Origin of the sequence: Tannerella sp., from assembly GCF_030528505.1 — a bacterium.
Taxonomy (GTDB): domain Bacteria; phylum Bacteroidota; class Bacteroidia; order Bacteroidales; family Tannerellaceae; genus Tannerella.
The window spans coordinates 1-22,925 of sequence record NZ_JAUMYS010000049.1; the positions used below are offsets into that span (position 1 = coordinate 1).

The window sequence follows — 22,925 nt, forward strand, 5'->3', positions numbered from 1 at the left end:
CGGAATGATGCGTCAACGGAAGACTTTTGTCTTTCCTGCTTCGCAGAGCCATTCGTAAGGCTTCCATCGCCCCTTCGATGGCAAGGCTGCGGCTCAACGATCTGCCCACAATCTTTTGCGAATACAAGTCTGTTATCAAAAACAGATAAACAAAACCGTTTAACGTACTAAGATAGGTCATGTCTCTCATCCATAATTGATTCGAACGGGCTGCCTGCATGTCTCGTACCAGATTTGTTCATTTGTAAAATCGATGGTAAGGCTGCGTGGTTCGCGTGTAGCTGCGCTTGGGAACAACCTGCAGGTCCGTTGTCTCGCAGGAAGTCAAAAAACTTGTCTTTGCCGATAGAACCCACCTGACGTAAGCCGTTCCCAAGAAGACGATACAACTTTTTGCCACCTAAACGCGGCATCTGATGACGTACTTTTTGAACCATATCCACGACGATGCCTGTTTTCAATACACTCTTAACCTTTGATTATTGCTCTTGTAATAAGCCTAGCGACTCATCCGAAAATAACGGCAAAGGCTCATGACCGATTTCTTCCCTCGAAGTAAACCGATAACTTGTGTTCGTACTTTTTTTTAAGAATCCAAGTTGAACATCTCGTTGGCAACATCAATGACTTTCTCCGAACATTTGTGATTCAGTGCAAGCTCGGCGTAAGCCTGTTTCAAGGCCTTATTCTCAGTACAAAGCCGCTTTGGTTCATCTAATTCATCTCTTGTTTCCACTCGTACTACTTTGTTTAATAAATATGGTTTGACTCCCGTCCATACTATATTGAGAGTGTAATCGCCTGTTATTAAATTGTTTGTCTTGATGCCTTCGAATGCTTGTAATTTAAAACAAGTACTGTACCGAATTACTTTTCTGCATCTTTTTGTCATTTTGTCCTATATTTTTCTGTCAACCTTTTTGAGGACAGGACAAGCAAATAACATCTCACTCCTCATATCTTAAAAATAGGAAAAAAACTTTTTCACATCTGAATAACAGAAGATGGCCCAGAAAGAAACGGCTAACAGATAAAATCTAAGCTTTATCTGTTAGCCGAAAGTAATTTTTACCTATTTAGCGAATGTGCCTACTAAAAAAGTGTATGGGGAGAAATTTATTTTTCTCCCTGCACTTTAGAAGATTTTTATAGGACAATAGTGAAAGACAATGTTAGTTTAAAATCAATAATAATGCAAATGTACGACAGTAGTAATTTGAGAAAAACTGTTTTTTGTAATAAAAGTTCGGGCTTGCTATGCGTTTAAATATATGAAATTACTTATGCGTTGGTTTTGGATATACATTTTCTAAACATAGAACAAAAGAATTCTTACAAAACCTTTCGTTGAAGTTTGTAGTATATATTTTTTTAAAGCCGTTGATGTAGATATTTGAAAAATTAATGTTCCCCATTGAGCCTGAGTTTGGATTATTGGGGACATATGCTTTGCACATCATAGCAGAGTGAACAGAATCATTCGTTTCTCTCGTTAGATAAATGTTGTTATAATTGATATTCCATACAGTTCCTGGGATGTATAACGTATCATCATCAATATTATATTCCCTTCCTCCAGGGGAGTAGACACTACGTTCTATTTTGATATTTATAAAGTAGCGCTGCATATCTTCTATATTAATATCATTATAATACACATCGAATATTTGCGCCTTACCATTATTGTTTATGCTTAGCACCCCTTCGTCTACTTGTATAGGGCATTGTGCATGAAGAATATCTATGTTACTATATTTTATGTTTCCAACTCCTGCTGTATTCAATTCACATCCTATCTCTAATGCATTTCCTTGGGCTCCATTCCATAAAATACAGTTCTCTACCTTTATGTTTCTTACGTCTCCCTGCCCGGTTAAGCGGTTTTTTGTAAAGTCTATATAGTTAGCGCCTGCTTTTATTGCAATACAGTCATCTTTAGACCAAATAAAACTATTTCGGACGAATATATTTTGGCAGCCAACAATGTCAAGTCCGTCTTCGTAACCTGTTTCTGAGACAACCCTTACACCATTAATGGTTATATTTTTACATCCGAAGAGAGGCATCGTCCAATTTTTACTATTAACCAAAGTAATTCCACTTATTGTGCTGTTTGTTGTGTTTTTATATTGGATAAGAGCGGGGTATACTTGTGTATTGTTCAAAAGTCGAGTGTTTTCTCCAGACAAGATACCTCGCCCCTCTATAGATACTCCACTTGCATTTTGTGCAATAAATGTTCCTTCTACAATAGCACCGGGGGCAATGTATACTTTTTGCCCACTGACTAATTCTTTGTTACCGATTTGATGGATTTTTCCTTCCTCATAATAATAGGTATAACTTTTCTTATCTTTTGCACTTTCAATGTTGTTTGCAAATATCAACAAAGGATTTCTCAGACTAGATGCTGAAATCATCTCCCCTTTTTCTATACTCAATATTTGAGGACCTTTCAGCGTTATAAAAAGAGAACCTTCTTTGACATATGTTGAATATCTGACAGGATTCATTGGGTGGCCGTTTATCTTTGGTCTTACAGTATAGTTGTTAGAAGTGAATTTGGTATTGTCCTTGGGCGTTATTTTGATAGTTACCGAAGCGTGTTGCTCTATTCCAAAACTTAAAATTTCCGGGTTGAATTGTTGATTAAGCTTCTGAGTATTCCATATTTTTTTGCCTTTACATGGAACTGGGTAAACATAATGAGCCACTCCATCTACTGTCGCAGAGTAATATTTGGAGGGAGGAGCTGTATTTGCATATGTGTATTTCTGTACTCCATTGTTTTCGATAAAACAACTTCTTAAAGTATTACTACTTGTAAGAATATCATCCAATTCAAACTTTGTGTCTCGACAAGAAGTAAAAAAGAGATAAATAAATAATAATAATAAACACTTTGATTTCATGATAATTTGATTTTTAATATTTATTTGCAGTAAATGACGGTGTATGTGAGATGTTTATGTGTTTAATTGTCAGCAATTCTATTTTTTTATTGAGTTGTATGATTCTTAAATTTCACTTTGCAATTTTATCATTAAATAATATCCAAGAATATTATATCTTTTATGATTATCCGTATTTATACCTAAACTCATTTCTATAGGTTACGCAAGCTACGAGCAATCTTCCAAAGAGGGCTTCTCCCCCATATCTTCGATTAAACTTATAACAAAATTCATCGAGATAATTTTGCAGGAATTCGGGCTTGATGTCATGGAACGTATTTATCAACTGTCTCTTAGCATTGCTGATGGCGATATGAACTCAGGGCAAGGCTTCCCCCACTTTCTCTTTGGGGATAACCTGAGAGTTGTGTCTCCAAGTACAAAGTCTTTCAATTCCACATAAGAGGTAGAGTGATCCGTGTCAACTTCCCGCACATCTGCGGCTAATTCCTTAACCGCCTCATTGATCGTTTCTTTCTTCAAGTCATCGATTACTTTCATTTTCAAATAGCCGACACTGCGGGGTTTTTGACCCCTTGCGGGCGATGCAACCATTTCATTTTCCGCCATAACCAGCACTTTGCTTTTTCTTTGGCTGCCACGTCCCCGTTTCAAGGGCTTATCTTTTTCCGCTTCAGGGGTCTCTGTGGAAAAATAACCTTCGTCCAGTTCAATGCGTCCTGCCAGTACATACTCATCGTCTCTTCTACCCATAACCTGACGAAGTTTGTGAACCATGTGCCAAATGGGATGGTAACGATTATGACCCAACTGACGCTGAATCTCTTTGGCCGAAAAGGTCTTTTTTGTTGATGTGAGCAAATGCATGGCTATAAACCAGTAACGAAATGGTAGTTTCGATTTGTGCATAACGGTGCCACTCTTGAGTGTGATGCGCGTTTTACAGTGTTTACACTCGTATCGTATTGTTCCTTGTCCTTTTTCCAGTAATGAGAACTCCCGCCACATTTGGGACAAACCACCCCAACCTGGTCGCGATAGGCCTTAAACTTTTGCTTGCAACTTTCCTCGTCCGGAAAGTGAGTTAGAAAATCGATCAGTGTCATTGCCTTATTTTTTTGCAAAGATAATCGTTTTAGGTAAATATACGGAGATTCATTATATCTTTTTGCAAAGATAATTGTTTTAGAATAATTTTTACTCATTAAATTATTATATTTGCTTATTTTTTTAATAATCCTGGGTTTTGTGATGGGTGGAGGTGGCGTTAATTTGTTGATTTTTAATATATAAATATGTTGTGTTGAGATGTTTTTTTTAGTGTTGCTGTTTGGTAAAACTCTTTGCTTACAACCTGTCTAAGAGAAAATAGCTATAAGAACTATGATTTCTTGAAATATTCTGTCCTTGTTCGTTTTTATCTTGTATAAACAAGATATTTTATAATAGTTGCTATTGCTGTTTCGAATAAGAAATAATCTGTTATAAGAAGAAAATCCATATGATTAATGATAGAGAAAAGGATGTAGAGTTTTAAATTTATTTTGCTGGACAGTAATAATAAATCAGACTTTGAACGACTCCCATACGTCTAAAAAAGTTATCTTTGCCGGAAAACAGAGTCAGACAAGGTGATGATATGAAGAAGACGGAGCAGCCCATCGGGAAAGTCGGGACGTATGCGTACCGAACAGAAGTCTATTCGCTCGATTTCAGGGGCAGGTTGACCATCCCCACGTTAGCCAATTATCTGTTGCATGCGGCTACATGCCATGCGGCTGAGCGCGGCTATGGCTACGACGATATGGAAGCCCGGAATACGGCGTGGGTACTCTCGCGAATGGCTATCGAAATCGTTGACGGAACTCGTCTGTCCGAACCGATACGGATCACGACTTGGGTCGAGCGTGTGGAGCGAATTTTTACGTACCGATGTTTCGAAATGACAACATCGGCCGGTGAGACGCTCGGTTACGCGCGATCGGTATGGGCGGCGATCAATAAAACGACACGCCGCCCCGCATCGCTTGTCGATACAGGATTGACCGACTACCTGACGGAGCGGCCCTGTCCGGTCACGCTTTCGGGAAAACCGGCGGCCGCCGAACGGTCGCCCGATGCCGAAGCCGTGAACTATACCGTAACATACAGCGATCTCGATATCAACGGACATCTCAACAGCATCAAATACATGGAGGCGATGCTCGACCTGTTCGATATCGAAACGTATCGTGCGCGGTCGGTCGCGCGGTTTGAAATCGCTTTTCTGGCCGAGGGACACTATGGCATGGAGCTTGCTCTGTACCGAACAAGCCTCGGAGACGCACGTTATGCTACCTCCATCTGTCACGAGGGGAAAGCGATTTGTCGCGCTGAAGTAGAATTTCGTTAGTTTATTCAGTTACATAAAAATCAAAGTATCATGAAGAAAATATTCGGATTATTAGTGTTGCCGTTGCTGCTCTCTTTTTCGGAGAAGCCGGCCGAGTTGTGTGTGATGACATTCAATATCCGTTACGATCATGCGGGTGACGGCGAAAACGCCTGGCCTCATCGCAAAGAAGTGGCGGCAGAGGTGATTCGTGCGCACGGTGTCGATCTGCTCGGCACGCAGGAAGTTCTTGCGCATCAGTTGAACGATTTGAAGGAACGGCTGCCGGAATACCGGGCGATCGGTGCCGGACGCGAAGACGGAAAAGAAAAAGGAGAATACAGCGCGATTCTGTATCGTGCCGACCGGTTCGAAGCCATCGACTCCGGGTGGTTCTGGCTGAGCGAAACGCCTGAGGTGGCCGGCTCGAAAGGTTGGGACGGCGCTTGCGAGCGCATGGCTACGTGGGCAATTTTGAAGGAAAAAAAGACGGGACGCGAGCTGTTTTTCATCAATACGCATCTCGACCATGTCGGGAAAGTAGCCCGTCGCGAGGGCGTTGCGCTGCTGCTCCACCGCACCGAGGCCTTGAGGCGCGGTCTGCCGGTGATCCTTACGGGCGACTTCAATGCCACACCCGATACGGAAGTTTTCACCCACGTGACTCAGACATTGCGCGACAGCCGTACCGTTGCGCAAAACGTGACCGGCCTGCGGGGAACGTTTCATAACTTCGGGAAGATTGCCGAAAAAGAACGTCCGCTGATCGATTACGTTTTCCTGACGGAAGGCTTCACCGTACAGACCTATGAAACGCTACCCGAAAAAAAAGACGGCGTCTACCTTTCGGATCATGCCCCTGTAGTCGCTAAACTTGTGTGGAAATAAACTGTTTTTGTTATGAGAAAGTGGTATTTCTTCCTTGTGCTTTTATGCGTATATGCTGGGGCATTGCAAGCCAAAGACGAGTCGATTACGCTCCGTTTCGATAAGGCGGGACGCTTCCGCATCGCACAGTTTACCGACCTGCATTGGAGCCATCGCTCTCCGAACTGTGCGACGACCGTCGCGACTATCAAGCATGTGCTTGATACCGAGAAGCCTCATCTGGCCATCCTTACCGGCGATATCGTTTCCGATGCGCCGGCACGTGAAGCCTGGCAGGCTATCGCCGCTATCTTTGCGGGAGCGAAGGTTCCTTTTGCCGTCACGATGGGAAATCACGATGCTGAAGCCGGAATATCACGAGAGGAGATATTTTCTCTGCTGAAAGATGCTCCGTATTTCGTCGGGGAGGAGGGACCGGCAGATATTTACGGCACAGGAAACGATGTGTTACCCGTTCTGCACGCGCAATCGGCCGATGTTGCCGCGCTGCTCTACTGCTTCGATTCGAACGACTATCCCGCGCAAACGAAATACGGGCATTACGACTGGATTCGTTTCGATCAGATCGAATGGTACAGGAAGACGAGCCGACATTATACGCAAGCGAACGGAGGCGCGCCGTTGCCTGCGCTGGCCTTCTTTCATATCCCGCTTCCGGAGTACGATCACGTGGACGGACGCCATACGACGCTCGGGACGAAAGGAGAAGGCAATGCTTCTCCCAAAATCAACTCGGGACTTTTTGCATCGCTGGTAGAGATGGGAGACGTCATGGGTGTTTTTGCAGGGCATGACCACGACAACGATTTTATCGGGATCGAGTACGATATCGCTTTGGCTTTCGGACGGGTTACGGGGGCGGATGCGTACGGCAAACTCGAACGCGGGGCGCGCATCATCGAGTTGTATCAGGATAAGTTCCGGTTCGATACGTGGATTCGTACTCCATCGGGAAAAGAGCAGCTTTATTATTTCCCTTCGGGACTTTCGGCAGCCGACGAAACGGGTATGCAATACTTGCCGGCACTGCAAGGCGCTCCTACGAAGCAAGGCGTGAGCTATACCTATTATGAAGGTGATTTCAAATCGACGCGTCAGATGACGCAGAGCGAACCGGCCGCGAAAGGAACGATGCCCACCCTTTCGATTCGTGAAGCTCCGCGCGAAGATTACTTCGGCTACGAGTTCCGGACATGGATCAACGTTCCCGAACGAGGCGTCTATCGTTTCTATACGTTCTCCGACGACGGATCACGCTTGCTCATCGACGGACATGAGGTCGTCGATAACGACGGCGCCGGCAGTCCGCGACGAAAGGACGGCAAGATCGCACTGGAGGCGGGATGGCATGAACTGAAAGTGCTCTATTTCGAAAGTTATATGGGGCAGGTGCTGGAAGTTGGCTTTTCGAGCAAAGATATCCGGGAAACAACATGGTCCGAAAGCATGCTGTTTATCCCGGATTAACGACCTGTATTCCATTTGTATGGGCGTGAAATCCGGGCGTGTGTGACGGAAATTGAAGATTATCACGTAAATTTGCGCCCTTATTTTTGGGAAAGCAAATGAAAAGTGATTTGAAACATACGGTGGGCGAGCGCCGGTTATATATCGAAACATACGGATGCCAGATGAATGTGGCGGATAGCGAGGTCGTGGCTTCGGTCATGCAGACCGACGGATACGAACTGACGAACGATATTCATGAGGCGGACGCGATCTTCGTCAATACTTGTTCGGTGCGCGACAATGCCGAACAACGTGTCGTCGGGCGATTGCAATACTTTCAGTCGTTGCGCAAGCAAAAGAAAAAGTTAATTATCGGGGTACTCGGTTGTATGGCCGAGCGTGTCAAAGAGGAGCTGGTGAGTCAGCATGGCGCCGATCTGGTGGCCGGTCCCGACTCGTATATGGATTTGCCGAACCTTGTCGGAGCCGTCGAGCGGGGAGAGAAGGCGATCAATGTCGAACTGTCGACGCAGGAGACGTATCGCGATGTGATACCGCTCAAGATGGCGGGCGTGCACGTGACCGGTTTCGTCTCCATCATGCGAGGCTGCAATAACTTCTGCTCCTACTGCATCGTGCCTTACACACGCGGACGGGAGCGAAGCCGCGACATCGACAGCATTCTGAACGAGATACGCGACATGCGGCAGAAAGGTTACAAAGACGTGACGTTGCTCGGGCAAAACGTAAACTCGTACCGTTACGAGACGCCCGACGGCGAAATCATCGGTTTTCCGCAGCTCCTCGACCGGGTGGCGGCGGAGGTGCCCGAGATGCGCATTCGTTTTATGACTTCGCACCCGAAAGATATGAGCGACGAGATGCTCCACGTCATGGCCGCGCATAAAAATATCTGTAAGTTTATTCATCTGCCGGCACAGTCGGGCAGTTCGCGTATGCTGGCCGTGATGAATCGTAAATACACACGCGAGTGGTACCTCGATCGTATCGCCGCCATACGCCGCATTCTGCCGGAGTGCGCCATCTCGACCGATCTCTTCTGTGGCTATCATTCCGAAACGGAAGAAGACTACGAAGAGACCTTGTCGCTGATGCGGGAAGTGGGCTATGACTCGGCCTTTATGTTCAAATATTCCGAGCGGCCGGGCACCTATGCCGCCAAACATCTCCCCGACGACGTGCCCGAAGAAATCAAGGTCAGACGATTGCAGGGGATGATCGACTTGCAGAATCAACTCTCGGAAGCGAGCAATCGCCGCGACATCGGGAAAACGTTCGAGGTGCTTGTGGAAGGGTTCTCCAAACGGTCGCGCGACCGCCTGTTCGGACATACGGAACACAACAAAGTCGTGATATTCGATAAGGGGACACACCGCATCGGCCAGTATGTGAACGTGCGTATCGAAGACGCTACCTCGGCTACGCTCTTGGGACAGGCTGTCGACGACTGACGACTTACTGTCCGGATATCTTATATCAGAGAATAAAAAAGTCCCGGGGACCGTATGGTTAGCGGCTCCGGGACAAATGATCATGCTTAAAAAAGCATTGTCTCGTTAATTCTGCTTGTTCAGGGACGAGGCTACGCCTTTGTTTCCGTACGTCATCCGGCTTTTTGTCTGTGCTTCCGATGCACTGCCGACAGGAACGAACGTGAATCCCCATCGGTAATTGCGGTTAGCCGGTAAAGAATGTTCCGGCAACGGACGGTCTCCCCAGCTGTCATATCCGGCTACGCCCTGTTGTTTGAGGTCGATACACACCTCTACGAAATTGCGCGGCGTGATGTCGTTGATATGATGCTGCCGACGAAGGCGATTTTTCACTTTCGCCTCATCGCGATCGGCGATCATTTCAGGAGTAAAGTTGCTCCATTGGCGCGGGAGATGCGTCTTTTCTTCGTCGTCGAAATCTTCGATCGCATTGCGTAAAGCATTGAACTCAATCAGGCTGTCGGCCACGATGAGCAGCCCGCCCCCGTTCCCCGCGGTGAGAGAGAGCCAGCGCGTATCGCAGTGATGTCCGTTCTCTTGCGGTCTGACGTACGGGAAATACAGCTGGTCGGCCGTCGATTGGTAGAGTCCGACAAGCGTACCCGCTTTCCGGTCCCAGTAATTCTCTTCCGGTCCACGCCCGAAATACCGCACCGTATTCATCGATGCCGGCAGGCGGAAACGTACGCCGATGCGCGGTACGTTCAGTTTTGAAGCATCTTTGCGGGCAGCCTCTTTGCCGGGAGTGAATGTTGCCGTGCGGGTCGCTTCGGACACTTCCACCTCGGCGGCGCTCATCTCGGTCGAGGTGAAACGTGCCGATACGTTTATTACACCGCTGGGATAAATCGTATAATCTACGATATACAGATTTCCGGCAGGCAGCAGGAACGTTGTGCTGACGATCGCCTGATTTCCTTCGACGCGAGCCGTTGCGTCCGTGACGTTAAAGTTCCGGCTGCTCTGCTTCCAGATATGTTCGCGTTCGGGAGCGCCGTTGCCGTAATCGTTATCGGTCGGGGCACGCCAGAAGTTGGGCTGTACACCGAAGCCGTCATGGAAATATTCCTTGCCGCCGACTTTGTAGGAAGTGACGATGCCGCTCTTTTTGTCGAAGACAAATTGCAATTTCGGCGACGAAACGATGATCCGGTCACCTTCGTTCGTAATCTGCGGTTTAGCTCCACCGGCTTTATATTGCGGGCGATTCGTCTGTTCCGAAAGGCGGAACTGATCGTGGGCGATCACGTGTCCGGCAGGAATTACGCCGTCTTTCTCTTTCGTTACGACAGACAGATTTACAAAACATTCCGACGAGCCTTTGGGCACAAACGTACGGATGGTTGTCGATTCCTGCGGTTTCAGAGTGACAGGCAACACTTTTTCCTGTAACGTCTTGCCGTTGGCCATAAGGCGGCAGACAATGCTGTACCGGTTGTCGATGGAGGTGAAATAGAAACGGTTGGTGACACGCACTTCGCCCGTTTGGGCGTTGACGAGTTCGAAACCTACGTTTTGGTGCGCATACTTCACTTCGGCCATGGCCGGGTGGGGAGTACGGTCGGGATTCACAATGCCGTTACAAAGGAAGTTGCCGTCGCTCGGCGCATTGACACCGTAATCGCCTCCGTAAGTAAAGTACGTGCGTCCGTTTTTATCGGTTTCTTGAATGCCCTGATCGACCCAGTCCCAGATGAATCCGCCCTGCAGGTTCGGATATTGGTAAATCGCCTGCCACTGTTTCCAGAGGTTCCCGTTCGAGTTCCCCATGGCATGCGAATATTCCGACGGCACGATGGGACGGTCGCTTCCTTCACGACCGATTTTCTCCAACCAGTCGGCGCTCGGATACTGCGGCACATACATGTCCGTGTTCCATTCCCACAACGCACGTTCATAGTTCACGGGGCGGTCGGCTCCGTCCTTCTCCTTATGTTTGATGTACAGGTAAGTCTGATAAAAATTGTATCCGTTGCCGGCCTCGTTGCCCAGCGACCAGAGCGTGATGGAGGGAAAGTTTTTGTTGCGCTCGTACATGTTGATGGTCCGATCCATATGCGGAACAAGCCATTCGGGATTATTGCCGAGGGTCCCTCCTTTACGCAGGTTGTAGTACATCCCGTGCGACTCGATGTTGGCCTCGTCATACACATAAAGTCCGTATTCGTCACATAATTCGTAGAAACGGCGGCTCTGCGGGTAGTGGCACAAGCGCACGGCGTTCAGGTTATGACGTTTCATCAGTTCAAAATCGCGACGCATCAACGCTTCGGTAACGTAATGCCCCGTCTCGGGATTATGCTCGTGGATGTTTACTCCTTTAAATTTGATCGGCTGACCATTGAAGAGCATGACGGTATAAGGCCATCCGTTGGCGGCAAGCGCTTCGGTCTGTTTCATTTCGAAGCGGCGGAAGCCGACACGGTAAGGCACGGCTTCGGAGACTTTACCGTTCGTCTCGACCGTCATAACAAGGTGGTACAAATTGGGCTGTTCGGCGCTCCATCGTGCCACTTTTTCCAACATTTTATCAAACGAAAAAGTCTGCGTCGTGCCGGCCTCTACCGACTGCGTATGATTGCCTGTCGCAACTTCTTTTTTGTTTTTGTCGGTCAGCCGATACGATACGGTCACATTCTCGGCTTTCGACGAATGATTTTTTACATCGACGGCAAAGCGGAAAATACCGTTCACATACGAATCGTCGAGCGTAGAAACAATACGGAAATCGTTTACGGCGATTTTCGGCTGTGACCAAAGGTAGACGTCGCGCTCGATACCGCTGATGCGCCAAAAGTCCTGACATTCGAGGTACGACCCGGTGCTCCACCGGAATATTTTCAGGGTCACGATGTTCTTTCCCTGCTTCAAATACGGGTTAATCAGAAACTCGGCCGGGTTTTTCGAGTCTTCGCTGTACCCGACCTCCCGTCCGTTGATGTAGACGTACAATCCCGATTTGGCTCCACCGATATGCAGATACACGTCGCGCCCGTCCCAATCTGCGGGAATTTCGAAATCGCGACGATAGACGCCCACCGGATTGTCTTCGGGCAGGGTGGGAGGCTGCGGATTGCGTGGCTTGAACTCGTAGCCGTGGTTCGTGTAGATGGCCGTGCCGAAGCCTTGCACTTCCCAGTTGCCCGGCACCTTGATGTCGCTCCATGATGCGGTATTGACCTCGGCTGAGGTGGCATCGGCCGGCAGTTTCTTGTATCCGTCGACAAACAGGAATTTCCACGTTCCGTTAAGCGACAGGTAGTACTTGCTCTGCTCGAAAGGCGTGCTCTGCGCTGTCTGTGCGTCGTCGTAGCTCATAAATTCGGTGCGCGGCTTTTCTTTGTTCACGGCTACGGTTTGTATATCCTGCCAATACGGCAGACCGGACGATTGCGCGCACAGATATCCGGCAAGAGAAAGGCACCATGCCCCTGTAAAGAGATATTTCTTCATAGAATATGAAATATGGAAACGGATGAATTAATTCGCTGCAAAATAAGTGTTGCTCTCTACGGCCTGACGGAAAGCGAGTGTCCCGGCGCGGCTCAGTTCGACGTTCATCTCGCGGCCGTCCGGCAGGTACATGACCACTTCGTCGCTTTTCTCGGTAAAACGGAAAAGACGGTGAGACTGTTCGCCGCTCACCACGCTCCATGTACGGCTGTTCTTGTCGAACACAAGGTCGACGCCTTCGGTTTCGCCTTCTTTTTGGATGTGGTAACCGTCGGGCTGGGTACGAATGGTGTATCGTCCGTTTTCAGACTCTACGGTTTGCGTTTGGGGCGTCGATGCGATCGGGTTTTCTCCGCTCCAAAATTCGATAGCGTTCAATACCAGTGCATCGGCCAGAATCGTGACGCCATACACCGGGACGATGCAGAATGCGAGAAAGACGAGTTCGTTTACAAATTTATTGTCGAGGCTTCGATTCCAGCCCAGTAATCCGTTCGTCAGTTTGAAAGAGCCGATGCAGGAGGAAAATAAAAGGCTTCCGGCCAACAATGCTGCGACGGGCATGATTACGTTTTTTCTGTTCATAATGTTTTTCTGTTTTTGTTTGGGCAAAGATAAGCGAACTCCGTCAGAATGCCAAACGGATGCAAAGCCTCTTGTCATGAAAAAAGAACGGTAGGAAGTATCGCTTTCTCAAACGATGTTTTCTTTTGGCTGCTTCCGTGTTTTTTCTTTTTCTTTTTTACCTTTGCACACATGAACCAAAAAAAGATCTATTTATGCCAATTAATCGACGTGAATTTATCAAAGCGGGAGGATGGGCGATGTTAAGTTCGATCGCTGCACCTTCTCTGTTATCCGGCTGCGATCTGAATGCTTCGGAGGCGAAGGGTTCGGGAACGCTGTCGTTTGCGATGAACCTGTTCGGGGTCACGGAGCAACAGCTCGGGCAAGTGCTTGCCGCCGCGCTGGAAAAAGGCGGTGATTATGCCGACCTGTTTTTCGAGTATTCGTATTCAAACAGTATCGGGCTTCAGGACGGGGCCGTCAACCGGGTGGCCTCGAACATCGACTTTGGGATGGGCGTGCGCGTACTGTCGGGCGACCAGACTGGTTATGCCTATGTAGAAAATATCACGCTCGACGAGATGCTGAAAGCTGCCCGCACGGCTGCCCGCATCGCCGAGAGTGCTACCCCGAAAGCGCCGGCAGGTCTGACGAACATGGCGCTCAAGCATAATTATTATGCGGTAGAAAAATCGTGGGACGAGATGATCGTCAAGGAGAAGATGCCCTATATCCAGCGACTCAACGACCGGATCTTTGCGCTCGATGCGCGTGTGACGAAAGTCTCCGCCGGCTTGAACGATACGACGTCGCACGTTTTGTTCTGCAACTCGGAAGGCCGGTTGTATTACGACTATCGCCCGATGGTCAGTCTCTCGGCACAATGTATCATGCAGGAGGGAGACAAAATCGAGAACAATTACGCCTCGAGATCGTTCCGCATGGGAGCCGAGTTTCTGACGGACGACGTCATCGAAACGCTCGCTAAAGAGGCGATTGAGCGTACTTCGATTCTCTTTCAATCGATCAAACCCAAGGGCGGTGAGATGCCGGTCGTGATGGGTGCCGGAGGTTCGGGGATTTTGTTGCATGAAGCGATCGGACATACGTTCGAGGCCGACTTTAACCGTAAACAGACATCGATTTTCTCGGACAAACTGAACAAGAAGGTGTGTGATGAGAATATCAATATCGTAGACGACGGCACGTTGCCTTTCAACCGTGGAGCCGTTAATGTCGACGACGAAGGGACGGAAGGACAAAAAACATACATCGTGCGCAACGGCGTGCTGACAAGCTATCTGCACGACCGCATCAGCGCCAAGCATTATCAGGTTGCTCCGACGGGTAACGGACGGCGCGAATCGTTCCGAAACGTTCCGCTTCCCCGCATGCGTTCCACGTATATGGAGGCGGGCAAATACAGCGAAGAAGAAATTATTGCGGCCGTGAAGAAAGGCGTGTACGTGTCGAATTTTACGAACGGACAAGTGCAGATCGGCGCCGGCGATTTCACGTTCTTCGTCAAGAGCGGTTACCTGATCGAAGACGGAAAGCTGACGCAGCCGATCAAAGACATCAACATCATCGGTAACGGCCCGAAAGCATTGGCCGATATTACGATGGTCGGTTCCAACTTCAAAACGGACGATGGCACGTGGACGTGCGGCAAGGATGGTCAGTCGTGCCCCGTGACGGTCGGGATGCCCTCGGCCTTAGTGAGTAAATTAACGGTAGGAGGAGAAAGTTGATATGATTACGAACACACAGAAAGAATTGGCGCGATGGGCGATGGAATACGCCCTGAAAAACGGCTGTCAGGCCGCCCGCGTTTCGCTCTATAACAATTCGAACACCTCGTTCGATATCCGCGATATGAAGATCGACCAGTTACAGCAGGCTTCGGAAAACGGCATGTCGATCCATCTTTTCGTCGACGGTCGTTACGGATCGTTCTCGACGAACCGGTTAGACCGCAAGGAGCTGGAGTCGTTCATCCGCAACGGCATCGACTCTACCCGCTATCTGGCCGAAGACAAAGCGCGTACCCTGCCCGATCCGGCATTGTATTATAAAGGAGGCGGAGCAGATCTGCAACTTTACGACGCGACGTTCGAATCCGTCCGTCCCGACGATAAGGTCGCGCTGGCGATGAAGGTTTGTGACGAGATTATGGGTAAGGACGAACGCGTCATCTCGGCCGCCTCGTCTTACAACGACGGGGATAACTTCCGTTACATGGTAGCCAGCAACGGCTTCGAAGGCGAGGCGTCAAATTCCTTTTTCTCGCTCAGCGGAAGAGCGAGCATCAAAGGGGAAGGCGATGCGCGACCCGAATCGTTCTGGTACGACGCCTCGCTTTATTACGATACGCTGATGAAGGAAGGCATCGGCACGAAAGCGCTGGAACGCGGGGTGCGCAAGCTCGGACAGCGTAAAGTCGCTTCGGCACGCATGCCCATGGTCGTCGACTTTTTCAGCTCGGCACGCTTGCTCGCGCCTGTGCTTAACGCGCTCTACGGGTCGTCTATTCAGCAGAAGAATTCGTTTTTGTTAGATAAACTTAACCAAAAGGTGCTTGGCGAAAAGATGACGCTCGCCGACGAGCCGCATTTGCAACGCTCGTCCGGAGCGCGTTACTTCGACAACGAAGGTGTTGCCACGCGACAACGGAAAATATTCGATCAGGGCGTGCTGCAAACGTACTACATCGACACGTACTATGCCAATAAGCTGGGCACACCGCAGACCGTCAGCTCCCCTTCGATTCTGACCATGCCCCTCGGTACGAAAGATGCGAACGGGCTGGCGGCCTCGGTAGAGAAGGGAATCCTCGTCACCGGTTTCAACGGCGGCAACTGCAACACGACAACGGGCGATTTCTCCTACGGCATCGAAGGCTTCCTGATCGAGAAAGGACAACTCACGCAGCCGGTCAACGAGATGAACATCACGGGCAACATGCTCACGCTCTGGTCAAGTCTGGCCGAGACAGGCAACGACCCGCGCCTCTCGTCAAGCTGGCGTATTCCTTCGCTCCTCTTCGACGGGGTAGACTTCAGCGGAATCTGATCTTAATGAAAACAAGAGGGTGTGTCAAAATGCAATATTTGGGCACACCCTCTTCAGGTGTGTAAGAATGGGTAAAAAGCAAGGCGCTAAGGATGAGGGTGAGGGAGCATACTAAGGTATGTGACCGAGCTCTCATTCCGCAAGCAACGAAGCAGTTTGCCCGTTATGACACACCGCCTTATTTTTTCAGACACATTGTAAAACCACAACATCTTTTCGAGTTTCGTTTTAAAATCATTTGTGGGTATTTTGCATTTCTTCGTATAACAAAAACGGCCGTCCGGCAGTTATTAATAGCGGAAAACAATGCCGGACGATGGTAGCCGTCTGCTCTCGTCCGGCCATCTAAAAACAGATATATGATGATAGTAGATTCTTTGCGGAACTCGAAACATGTCGAGTCGTTACATCCTTTGTTCAAAAAGGCCTTCGATTATCTTAAAGAGACAGACTTCTCACACATAGAAGACGGGAAAATCGAAACGGACGATCCGCGCCTGTTCTTCTCCGTCTCCACGCTTCGCGGAAAAGACCCGCAAGATGCCGTCATGGAAACGCACGAGAAATACATCGACATCCTGACTCCCATCGTCGGCGTGGAAAGCATCGGATGGAAAGCCGGCGACGAGCTGATGATCATCTCCCAGCCCTACGACGCCGAAAAAGACAGCACACTCTATTACGATTTCCCGACAACGTACACGAAACTGTATCCCGGACAGTTCGCTGTCTATTTTCCCGAAGACGGACACGCGCCGGGCATCGGACAAGGGAATATCCGCAAAGTCGTGGCCAAAGTGGCGGTCGAATAAAGGAGCAATCCATCCGTCGTCACTCATCTCCCTCGACGAAATACATTCATGCCGTTTTGTACGATGCTTGCAACGGCCCACAAAGGCATCATACAGTTTGGTGTGATGCTTGCAACGGCGTCGCAAGAACCAAAAAGTTTTGTGTGATGGCAGAAACGGCCCACAAAGGCATCAAAAAGTTTTATATGATGCTTGCAACGGCGTCGCAAGAACCAAAACGTTTTATGTGACGGCAAAAACGCGCGTTTTTTATGCCAACCGATTTTTATACTACCTTTGCCGCTCGAATGGAACGACTGAAAATTATTGCCGACGATAAAATCCCTTTCCTCAAAGGGATAATGGAACCTTATGCCGACATTGTTTATCTGCCCGGCGCGGCCATCACGGCGGCCGATGTAAAAGATGCCGACGCCGTGTTTACCCGCACGCGCACTCTGTGCAATGAAGCGCTGCTGAAAGGCAGCCGTGTCCGACTGATTGCCACGGCAACCATCGGGTATGATCATATCGACACGGCCTATTGTGATGCGGCAGGCATCCGCTGGGTCAATGCGCCGGGATGCAACGCCTCGTCCGTACAGCAATACATCGTGGCGGCATGCGTCATGCTGGCGCATGAACGAGGGCTGCGACTGGCCGACACGACGATCGGAGTGATCGGCGTGGGGAACGTCGGTCGCAAAGTCGCGACAGCGGCCGAGGCGCTCGGCATGCGTGTCCTCCTGAACGACCCGCCGCGCGCCGAACGCGAAGGCGATGCGGCTTTCACTCCGTTGGAACAGTTGTTGAAAGAGAGCGACATCGTCACGTGTCATACGCCGCTGACCCGCGAAGGGGCGTACCCGACGTATCATTTGGCTTCGGACGATTTCTTCGCACAAATGAAGGACGGCGCGGTAATTATCAATTCGTCGCGCGGAGCAGTGGCCGACAGCGTCGCGCTGAAAAAAGCCTCGCCGCAAAAACTGTCCGCCTTTATCCTCGACACGTGGGAAAACGAACCGGCCATCGACCTCGAACTGCTGCGCGATGCGTACCTTGGTACTCCTCACATTGCCGGATATTCGTCGGACGGGAAAGCGAACGGAACGGCCGCCTGCGTACACGAATTTTGTCGCTTCTTCGGCCTCGACGTCTTGCGCGACTGGTATCCGGCCGATATTCCGCCTCCGCCCATGACGACAACGCTCGCTATCGACGGCGCCGGTAAAACAGCGGAAGCGATTTTTTACGAAGCCGTGACGCATACTTACCCCATCGCGCAAGACAGCGAACGACTGAAGCAATCGCCGGACATGTTCGAAAAGCTGCGCGGAGATTATTGGATACGGCGCGAATGTAAAAACTTCAGCCTGCGCCTTACCCATGTTGCCGAAGAAACACGAAACGGGCTGGAAGGGTTGGGTTTTACTGTGCGATGAGACGTAGACCGTGTCCGGCATAAATTTGGAGAGACAGATAATCTGTCGTATTTTTGCAGATGAAAACGCAAAAGCAGCACATCGTATGGGAGTTACACTACATTTAAATATTGATAAGTCGGTATGGGAACAGACGCAGCTTATCGCACAGGAGCAGGGTAAAACCGTATCGGAAATGATCGAAAACCATTTCCGCGCGATGATTCAATCACGAAAACAAAAATCGGAGGAAATACCGCTTTCGCCCTTTGTGCGTGACCTGATGGGAAGTATTCCCGATGCGGAAAGTGACGTTGACGATATTAACGAGCGGGGAAAAATTCATGCACATGTAGAAAAGAAACATCAATGAGCAAAACGCGACTGTTTTTAGATACCAATGTTATCCTCGACTTCATGAAAGCTCGTCAACCTTTTTGCCAAGGAGCTTCTCAAATCTTTGAACTGGCGTATCAAGGTGTTGTCGAAACGTATGTATCATCTCTTTCTTTTTGTAATACGCACTACATTTTTAGAAAAGACGTAGGCGCGGAAGCTTCGATTGTCGCTTTGAATAAATTAAAACAAATCGTTAACATATCTCCCGTCGGCGAGCGGGAAGTAACGGCTGCGCTGTACTCCGATTTTCCGGATTTTGAAGACGCTCTGCAATATTACTCGGCTATGGCCGTCCATGCTTCGATCATTATATCGCGTAACGGAAAAGATTTCAAACAATCATCGATTCCCGTAATGACGGCGGATGCATTTATAGAGTCATTATCATAAACGTACGATGGCTCTGAAATATACCGACACCGACCGTCATATCCTTCGTCTGGCCATCCCGAACGTGATTTCGAATATCTCCGTTCCGTTGCTCGGTATGGCCGACACCGCCATCGCCGGCCGATTGGGCGACGACGCGAACATCGCGGCCTTGTCGATCGGGACGACCATTTTCAATTTTATCTACTGGAACTGCGCCTTTCTGCGCATGGGTACGAGCGGCATCACGGCGCAGGCCTACGGCGCGGGACGCCACGCCGAATGCGCCAATATGCTCGTGCGGGCTGTCTGGCTGGCTATCGTTATTGCGGTAGGACTGCTTGTTTTTCAGCAACCGATCGGACGGTATTCGCTCGCGCTCATGCAGGGCAGCGACAAGGTGCAGGCGCTGGCTGCCGAATATATTTTCGCGCGTATCTGGGCTGTGCCCGCGTCGATTCTTCTTTTCGCCATTCAAGGCTGGTACATCGGGATGCAGGATGCTCGCACGCCGATGTATATCGCGATTCTTTCGAATGTCGTCAACATCGTGTTTAGTGTCGGCTTCGTCTTCGGATTGGGGATGGGTATTTCGGGGGTAGCCTGGGGGACGGTCGTGGCGCAATATACAGGGCTGATTATGGCGGTCGTGTTCTGGTTCATGAAGTATCGTTCGTACGGCGCTTATTTCAACCTCCGCGACTCGCTCAGGCTCGCTCCCGTCGTTCATTTCCTGCATATCAACAAAGATATTTTTCTGCGTACGTTTTGCATCGTGATTGCCTACACCTTTTTCACGGCCGCTTCGGCACGCTTCGGCGACGTGATACTCACCACGAATGCCTTGCTGATGCAACTCTTCACGCTCTTCTCCTATCTGGCCGACGGGTTCGCTTACTCGGCCGAAGCGCTTTCCGGCCGTTTCGTAGGTGAGCGCAATAGCGAAACCTTGCACCGGTTTATCCGCCGGCTGATGGGCTGGTCGTTGCTGATTGCCGTTTTGTTTGTCGGACTCTACCTCGTCAGCTGGAAAGAGATACTCGCCATTTTCTCGCCTTCGGACGAGATCATCGCCTGTGCCGGAGACTACATCGGGTGGGTCATTGCCGTACCGCTCATCGGGGCCGTACCGTTTATGATCGACGGCATTATGATCGGAGCCACACGGACGAAGATTTTACGCAATACCGTCTTCCTCTCCACCGTCCTCTATCTGGCCAGTTTTTATGCCTTGTCGCCGTGGCTCGGTAATACGGCACTCTGGATCGCTTTTCTGATTTTCCTCTCCGCGCGCGGACTGTTACTCTATTTCGGATCCGACCGGCTGAACGCCGAAAAAATAATCCACGATCGTCTTTGATATTCCGGCCGTTTTTCACTAATTTTGCGGGTATCTCGGTAGAAGAGATACAGGGCGATCAACGGTCTTGCACGAAAACAATCGGACCGTTGTGCTTGTAATAAGAATAATAAATAATTAAACTAACATGAATCGATTAGCAGATATCGGACTGATAGGTCTCGCCGTGATGGGCGAGAATCTCGTACTTAATATGGAGAGTAAAGGCTTTACGGTGGCCGTTTTCAACCGTACGGTGGCGAAGGTCGACAAGTTCGTCGAAGGGCGCGGCAAGGGTAAGAATTTTATCGCGGCACATTCGATCGAAGAACTTTGCCGATCGCTCAAACGTCCGCGCAAGGTGATGCTCCTCGTCAAAGCGGGGCAGGCGGTCGATGATTTTATCGAGCAACTGATCCCCTTCCTCGAACCGGGCGATGTGATTATCGACGGAGGGAACACGCATTTTCCCGATACCATCCGCCGCACAAAATACGTTGAAAGTAAAGGCCTGCTGTATATCGGCACCGGTGTGTCGGGAGGTGAAGAGGGCGCGTTGAACGGTCCGTCGATGATGCCCGGAGGTTCGAAAGCGGCCTGGGAACTTGTTAAACCGATCTTCCAATCCGTCTGCGCGCGCGCCGATGGGATGCCTTGCTGCGACTGGGTTGGCGAAGACGGTGCCGGACACTTCGTCAAGATGGTACACAATGGCATCGAATATGGCGACATGCAGCTTATTTGCGAAACATATCAAATGATGAAAGAATTGCTCGGTATGTCGAACCTCGAAATGTACGAAGTATTTAAGGAGTGGAACGAAGGCGAACTGGACAGCTACCTGATCGAGATTACCCGCGACATCCTTGCCTATCGCGACGAAGCGGGCGAGTTCGTTATCGACCGGATACTCGACACCGCCGGTCAGAAAGGCACCGGCAAATGGACGGCTGTCGTAGCGCTTGACGAAGGAGTACCTCTGACCTTGATAGCCGAAGCCGTGTTCGCCCGTTGCCTGTCGGCACAGAAAGACGAGCGGGTCGCAGCTTCGTGCGAATTGTGTTGCCCTGCACCTTCTTTCGCCGGAGATAAAAAAGCGTTTATCGAAGACCTTCGGCAAGCTTTGTATGCCTCCAAAATCGTATCGTATGCTCAAGGCTATGCTTTGATGCGTGAAGCCGCCAAAACATACGGATGGGAACTGAACAACGGCGGCATCGCGCTCATGTGGCGCGGTGGATGCATCATCCGCTCGGCTTTCCTCGGAAAAATCAAAGAGGCGTTCGATAAGCATCCCGACCTCACCAACCTGCTGCTCGACCCGTTCTTCAAAGAAAAGGTCTTGGCGGCGCAGGCAAGCTGGCGACGCGTCGTAGCCGCCGCTACGATGAACGGCATCCCCGTACCGTCGATGAGCGCCGCGCTCAATTATTTCGACGGCTATCGCACCGAGCGTCTGCCGGCCAACCTGCTGCAAGCGCAACGCGACTACTTCGGCGCACATACGTACGAACGCACCGACCGGCCGCGCGGCGAATTTTTCCATACGAACTGGACGGGTAAAGGAGGAGATACATCCGCCTCGACGTATACAGCGTAAAATTGTTTATTCTTTACATACAGATAAAAATGACATGAAAAAGATTCTTATTTTTTGTATGGTCGCGCTGCTGGCGACTTCATGCGGCACCGTGCCGTTGACGGGCAGAAGGCAGATGCTCTTAGTCTCCGACTTGGAGTTGCTGACAGCAAGTCTGACCCAGTATGACCAATATATGCAGAAGGCGACGAAATCGACCGATAAGGCGAAGACGGCTACCGTCGTGCGTGTCGGGAAAAAGATTGCCGACGCAACCGAGGCGTATTTGCGGCAAAACGGTCTGGAAAATGAACTCGTTAATTTCAGGTGGGAATTCAACCTGATTAAAGACAATCAGGTGAATGCCTTCTGTATGCCCGGTGGGAAAATCGTCGTTTACGAAGGGTTGCTCCGATTGGCTGCTTCGGACGACGAGCTGGCGGTCGTCGTCGGTCACGAGGTGGCGCACGCCGTGGCCAAGCACAGCAACGAGCGTATGAGCCAAGGCCTGCTTGCCCAATACGGTGCATCGATCGTCAACGCCGCGTTGAGCGAAAAATCGATGGCCATGCGACAGTTGGGAGCAACCGTTTTCGGACTGGGTGCGCAGTTGGGCGTCATCCTCCCTTATTCGCGCAAACACGAGTCGGAGGCGGATTATATGGGCTTGGTATTTATGACGATGGCCGGATATAATCCGGAGGTAGCTGTTACGTTCTGGCAAAAAATGTCGGCAGCCGGTGGCGGAGGTACGCCCGAAGTGCTGAGTACACACCCCAGCGACGCGACACGTAT

Annotated in this window: 17 protein-coding genes and 1 pseudogene; 13 read left to right on the forward strand and 5 right to left on the reverse strand. The window is 49.8% G+C overall.

Annotation, left to right across the window (positions count from 1 at the left end):
• The 3 genes and pseudogenes from Q4A89_RS11715 to Q4A89_RS08550 all read right to left on the reverse strand — a co-directional run.
• A partial coding sequence (locus Q4A89_RS11715) for a DDE-type integrase/transposase/recombinase (RefSeq protein WP_368389502.1) occupies positions 1 to 220 on the reverse strand: 220 nt, incomplete at its 3' end.
• 1,057 nt (positions 221 to 1,277) lie between these two features.
• Positions 1,278 to 2,912 (reverse strand): glycosyl hydrolase family 28 protein, encoded by a 1,635-nt coding sequence (locus tag Q4A89_RS08545; RefSeq protein WP_303184907.1) that lies wholly within the window; start codon positions 2,910 to 2,912, stop codon positions 1,278 to 1,280.
• A 166-nt stretch (positions 2,913 to 3,078) separates the two neighbouring features.
• Positions 3,079 to 4,021, reverse strand: a pseudogene (locus Q4A89_RS08550) (IS1595 family transposase).
• Positions 4,022 to 4,554: 533 nt separating this feature from the next.
• Here Q4A89_RS08550 and Q4A89_RS08555 point away from each other — a divergent pair.
• The 4 genes from Q4A89_RS08555 to miaB all read left to right on the forward strand — a co-directional run bounded on the left by Q4A89_RS08555 (position 4,555) and on the right by miaB (position 9,095).
• A complete protein-coding gene (locus tag Q4A89_RS08555) occupies positions 4,555 to 5,307 on the forward strand; it encodes an acyl-[acyl-carrier-protein] thioesterase (protein ID WP_303184908.1) in 753 nt (250 codons plus the stop codon).
• 30 nt (positions 5,308 to 5,337) lie between these two features.
• Positions 5,338 to 6,174 carry an endonuclease/exonuclease/phosphatase family protein gene (locus Q4A89_RS08560; RefSeq protein WP_303184909.1) on the forward strand — a complete coding sequence of 279 codons (837 nt, stop codon included), beginning with the start codon at positions 5,338 to 5,340 and terminating at the stop codon, positions 6,172 to 6,174.
• Between the two features lie 12 nt (positions 6,175 to 6,186).
• Positions 6,187 to 7,641 (forward strand): metallophosphoesterase, encoded by a 1,455-nt coding sequence (locus tag Q4A89_RS08565; RefSeq protein WP_303184911.1) that lies wholly within the window; start codon positions 6,187 to 6,189, stop codon positions 7,639 to 7,641.
• Positions 7,642 to 7,739: 98 nt separating this feature from the next.
• Complete coding sequence (gene miaB, locus Q4A89_RS08570) at positions 7,740 to 9,095, forward strand: tRNA (N6-isopentenyl adenosine(37)-C2)-methylthiotransferase MiaB (protein ID WP_303184913.1); 1,356 nt, start codon at positions 7,740 to 7,742, stop codon at positions 9,093 to 9,095.
• A gap of 105 nt (positions 9,096 to 9,200) precedes the next feature.
• Here miaB and Q4A89_RS08575 read toward each other — a convergent pair whose 3' ends face one another.
• Both Q4A89_RS08575 and Q4A89_RS08580 read right to left on the reverse strand, forming a co-directional pair.
• Complete coding sequence (locus Q4A89_RS08575) at positions 9,201 to 12,590, reverse strand: glycoside hydrolase family 2 TIM barrel-domain containing protein (protein WP_303184915.1); 3,390 nt, start codon at positions 12,588 to 12,590, stop codon at positions 9,201 to 9,203.
• A gap of 27 nt (positions 12,591 to 12,617) precedes the next feature.
• On the reverse strand, positions 12,618 to 13,175 hold the full coding sequence (locus tag Q4A89_RS08580; RefSeq protein WP_303184916.1) for a DUF3332 domain-containing protein: 558 nt from the start codon (positions 13,173 to 13,175) through the stop codon (positions 12,618 to 12,620).
• Between the two features lie 194 nt (positions 13,176 to 13,369).
• Between Q4A89_RS08580 and Q4A89_RS08585 the strand changes: the two genes are divergently transcribed.
• The 9 genes from Q4A89_RS08585 to Q4A89_RS08625 form a co-directional block, all read left to right on the forward strand.
• Positions 13,370 to 14,908, forward strand: coding sequence for a TldD/PmbA family protein (locus Q4A89_RS08585; RefSeq protein WP_303184917.1), 1,539 nt, complete (start codon positions 13,370 to 13,372; stop codon positions 14,906 to 14,908).
• Between the two features lies 1 nt (position 14,909).
• Positions 14,910 to 16,229, forward strand: coding sequence for a TldD/PmbA family protein (locus Q4A89_RS08590; protein WP_303184919.1), 1,320 nt, complete (start codon positions 14,910 to 14,912; stop codon positions 16,227 to 16,229).
• 362 nt (positions 16,230 to 16,591) lie between these two features.
• Positions 16,592 to 17,041: a YhcH/YjgK/YiaL family protein gene (locus tag Q4A89_RS08595; protein ID WP_303184930.1), complete on the forward strand. Its 450-nt coding sequence runs from the start codon at positions 16,592 to 16,594 to the stop codon at positions 17,039 to 17,041.
• Between the two features lie 251 nt (positions 17,042 to 17,292).
• A complete protein-coding gene (locus Q4A89_RS08600) occupies positions 17,293 to 18,465 on the forward strand; it encodes a 4-phosphoerythronate dehydrogenase (protein ID WP_303184920.1) in 1,173 nt (390 codons plus the stop codon).
• 85 nt (positions 18,466 to 18,550) lie between these two features.
• The gene (locus Q4A89_RS08605) at positions 18,551 to 18,817 is read left to right on the forward strand and encodes a DUF6364 family protein (protein WP_303184921.1); all 267 of its coding nucleotides are present in this window, start codon (positions 18,551 to 18,553) and stop codon (positions 18,815 to 18,817) included.
• The gene (locus Q4A89_RS08610; protein WP_303184923.1) at positions 18,814 to 19,233 is read left to right on the forward strand and encodes a PIN domain-containing protein; all 420 of its coding nucleotides are present in this window, start codon (positions 18,814 to 18,816) and stop codon (positions 19,231 to 19,233) included. The genes Q4A89_RS08605 and Q4A89_RS08610 overlap by 4 nt, the downstream gene beginning before the upstream one ends.
• 7 nt (positions 19,234 to 19,240) lie before the next feature.
• Complete coding sequence (locus Q4A89_RS08615) at positions 19,241 to 20,572, forward strand: MATE family efflux transporter (RefSeq protein ID WP_303184925.1); 1,332 nt, start codon at positions 19,241 to 19,243, stop codon at positions 20,570 to 20,572.
• Between the two features lie 127 nt (positions 20,573 to 20,699).
• Positions 20,700 to 22,151: a decarboxylating NADP(+)-dependent phosphogluconate dehydrogenase gene (gene gnd / locus Q4A89_RS08620; RefSeq protein WP_303184927.1), complete on the forward strand. Its 1,452-nt coding sequence runs from the start codon at positions 20,700 to 20,702 to the stop codon at positions 22,149 to 22,151.
• 34 nt (positions 22,152 to 22,185) lie between these two features.
• The coding region (locus tag Q4A89_RS08625; protein WP_303184928.1) for a M48 family metallopeptidase at positions 22,186 to 22,925 on the forward strand (740 nt) is incomplete at its 3' end.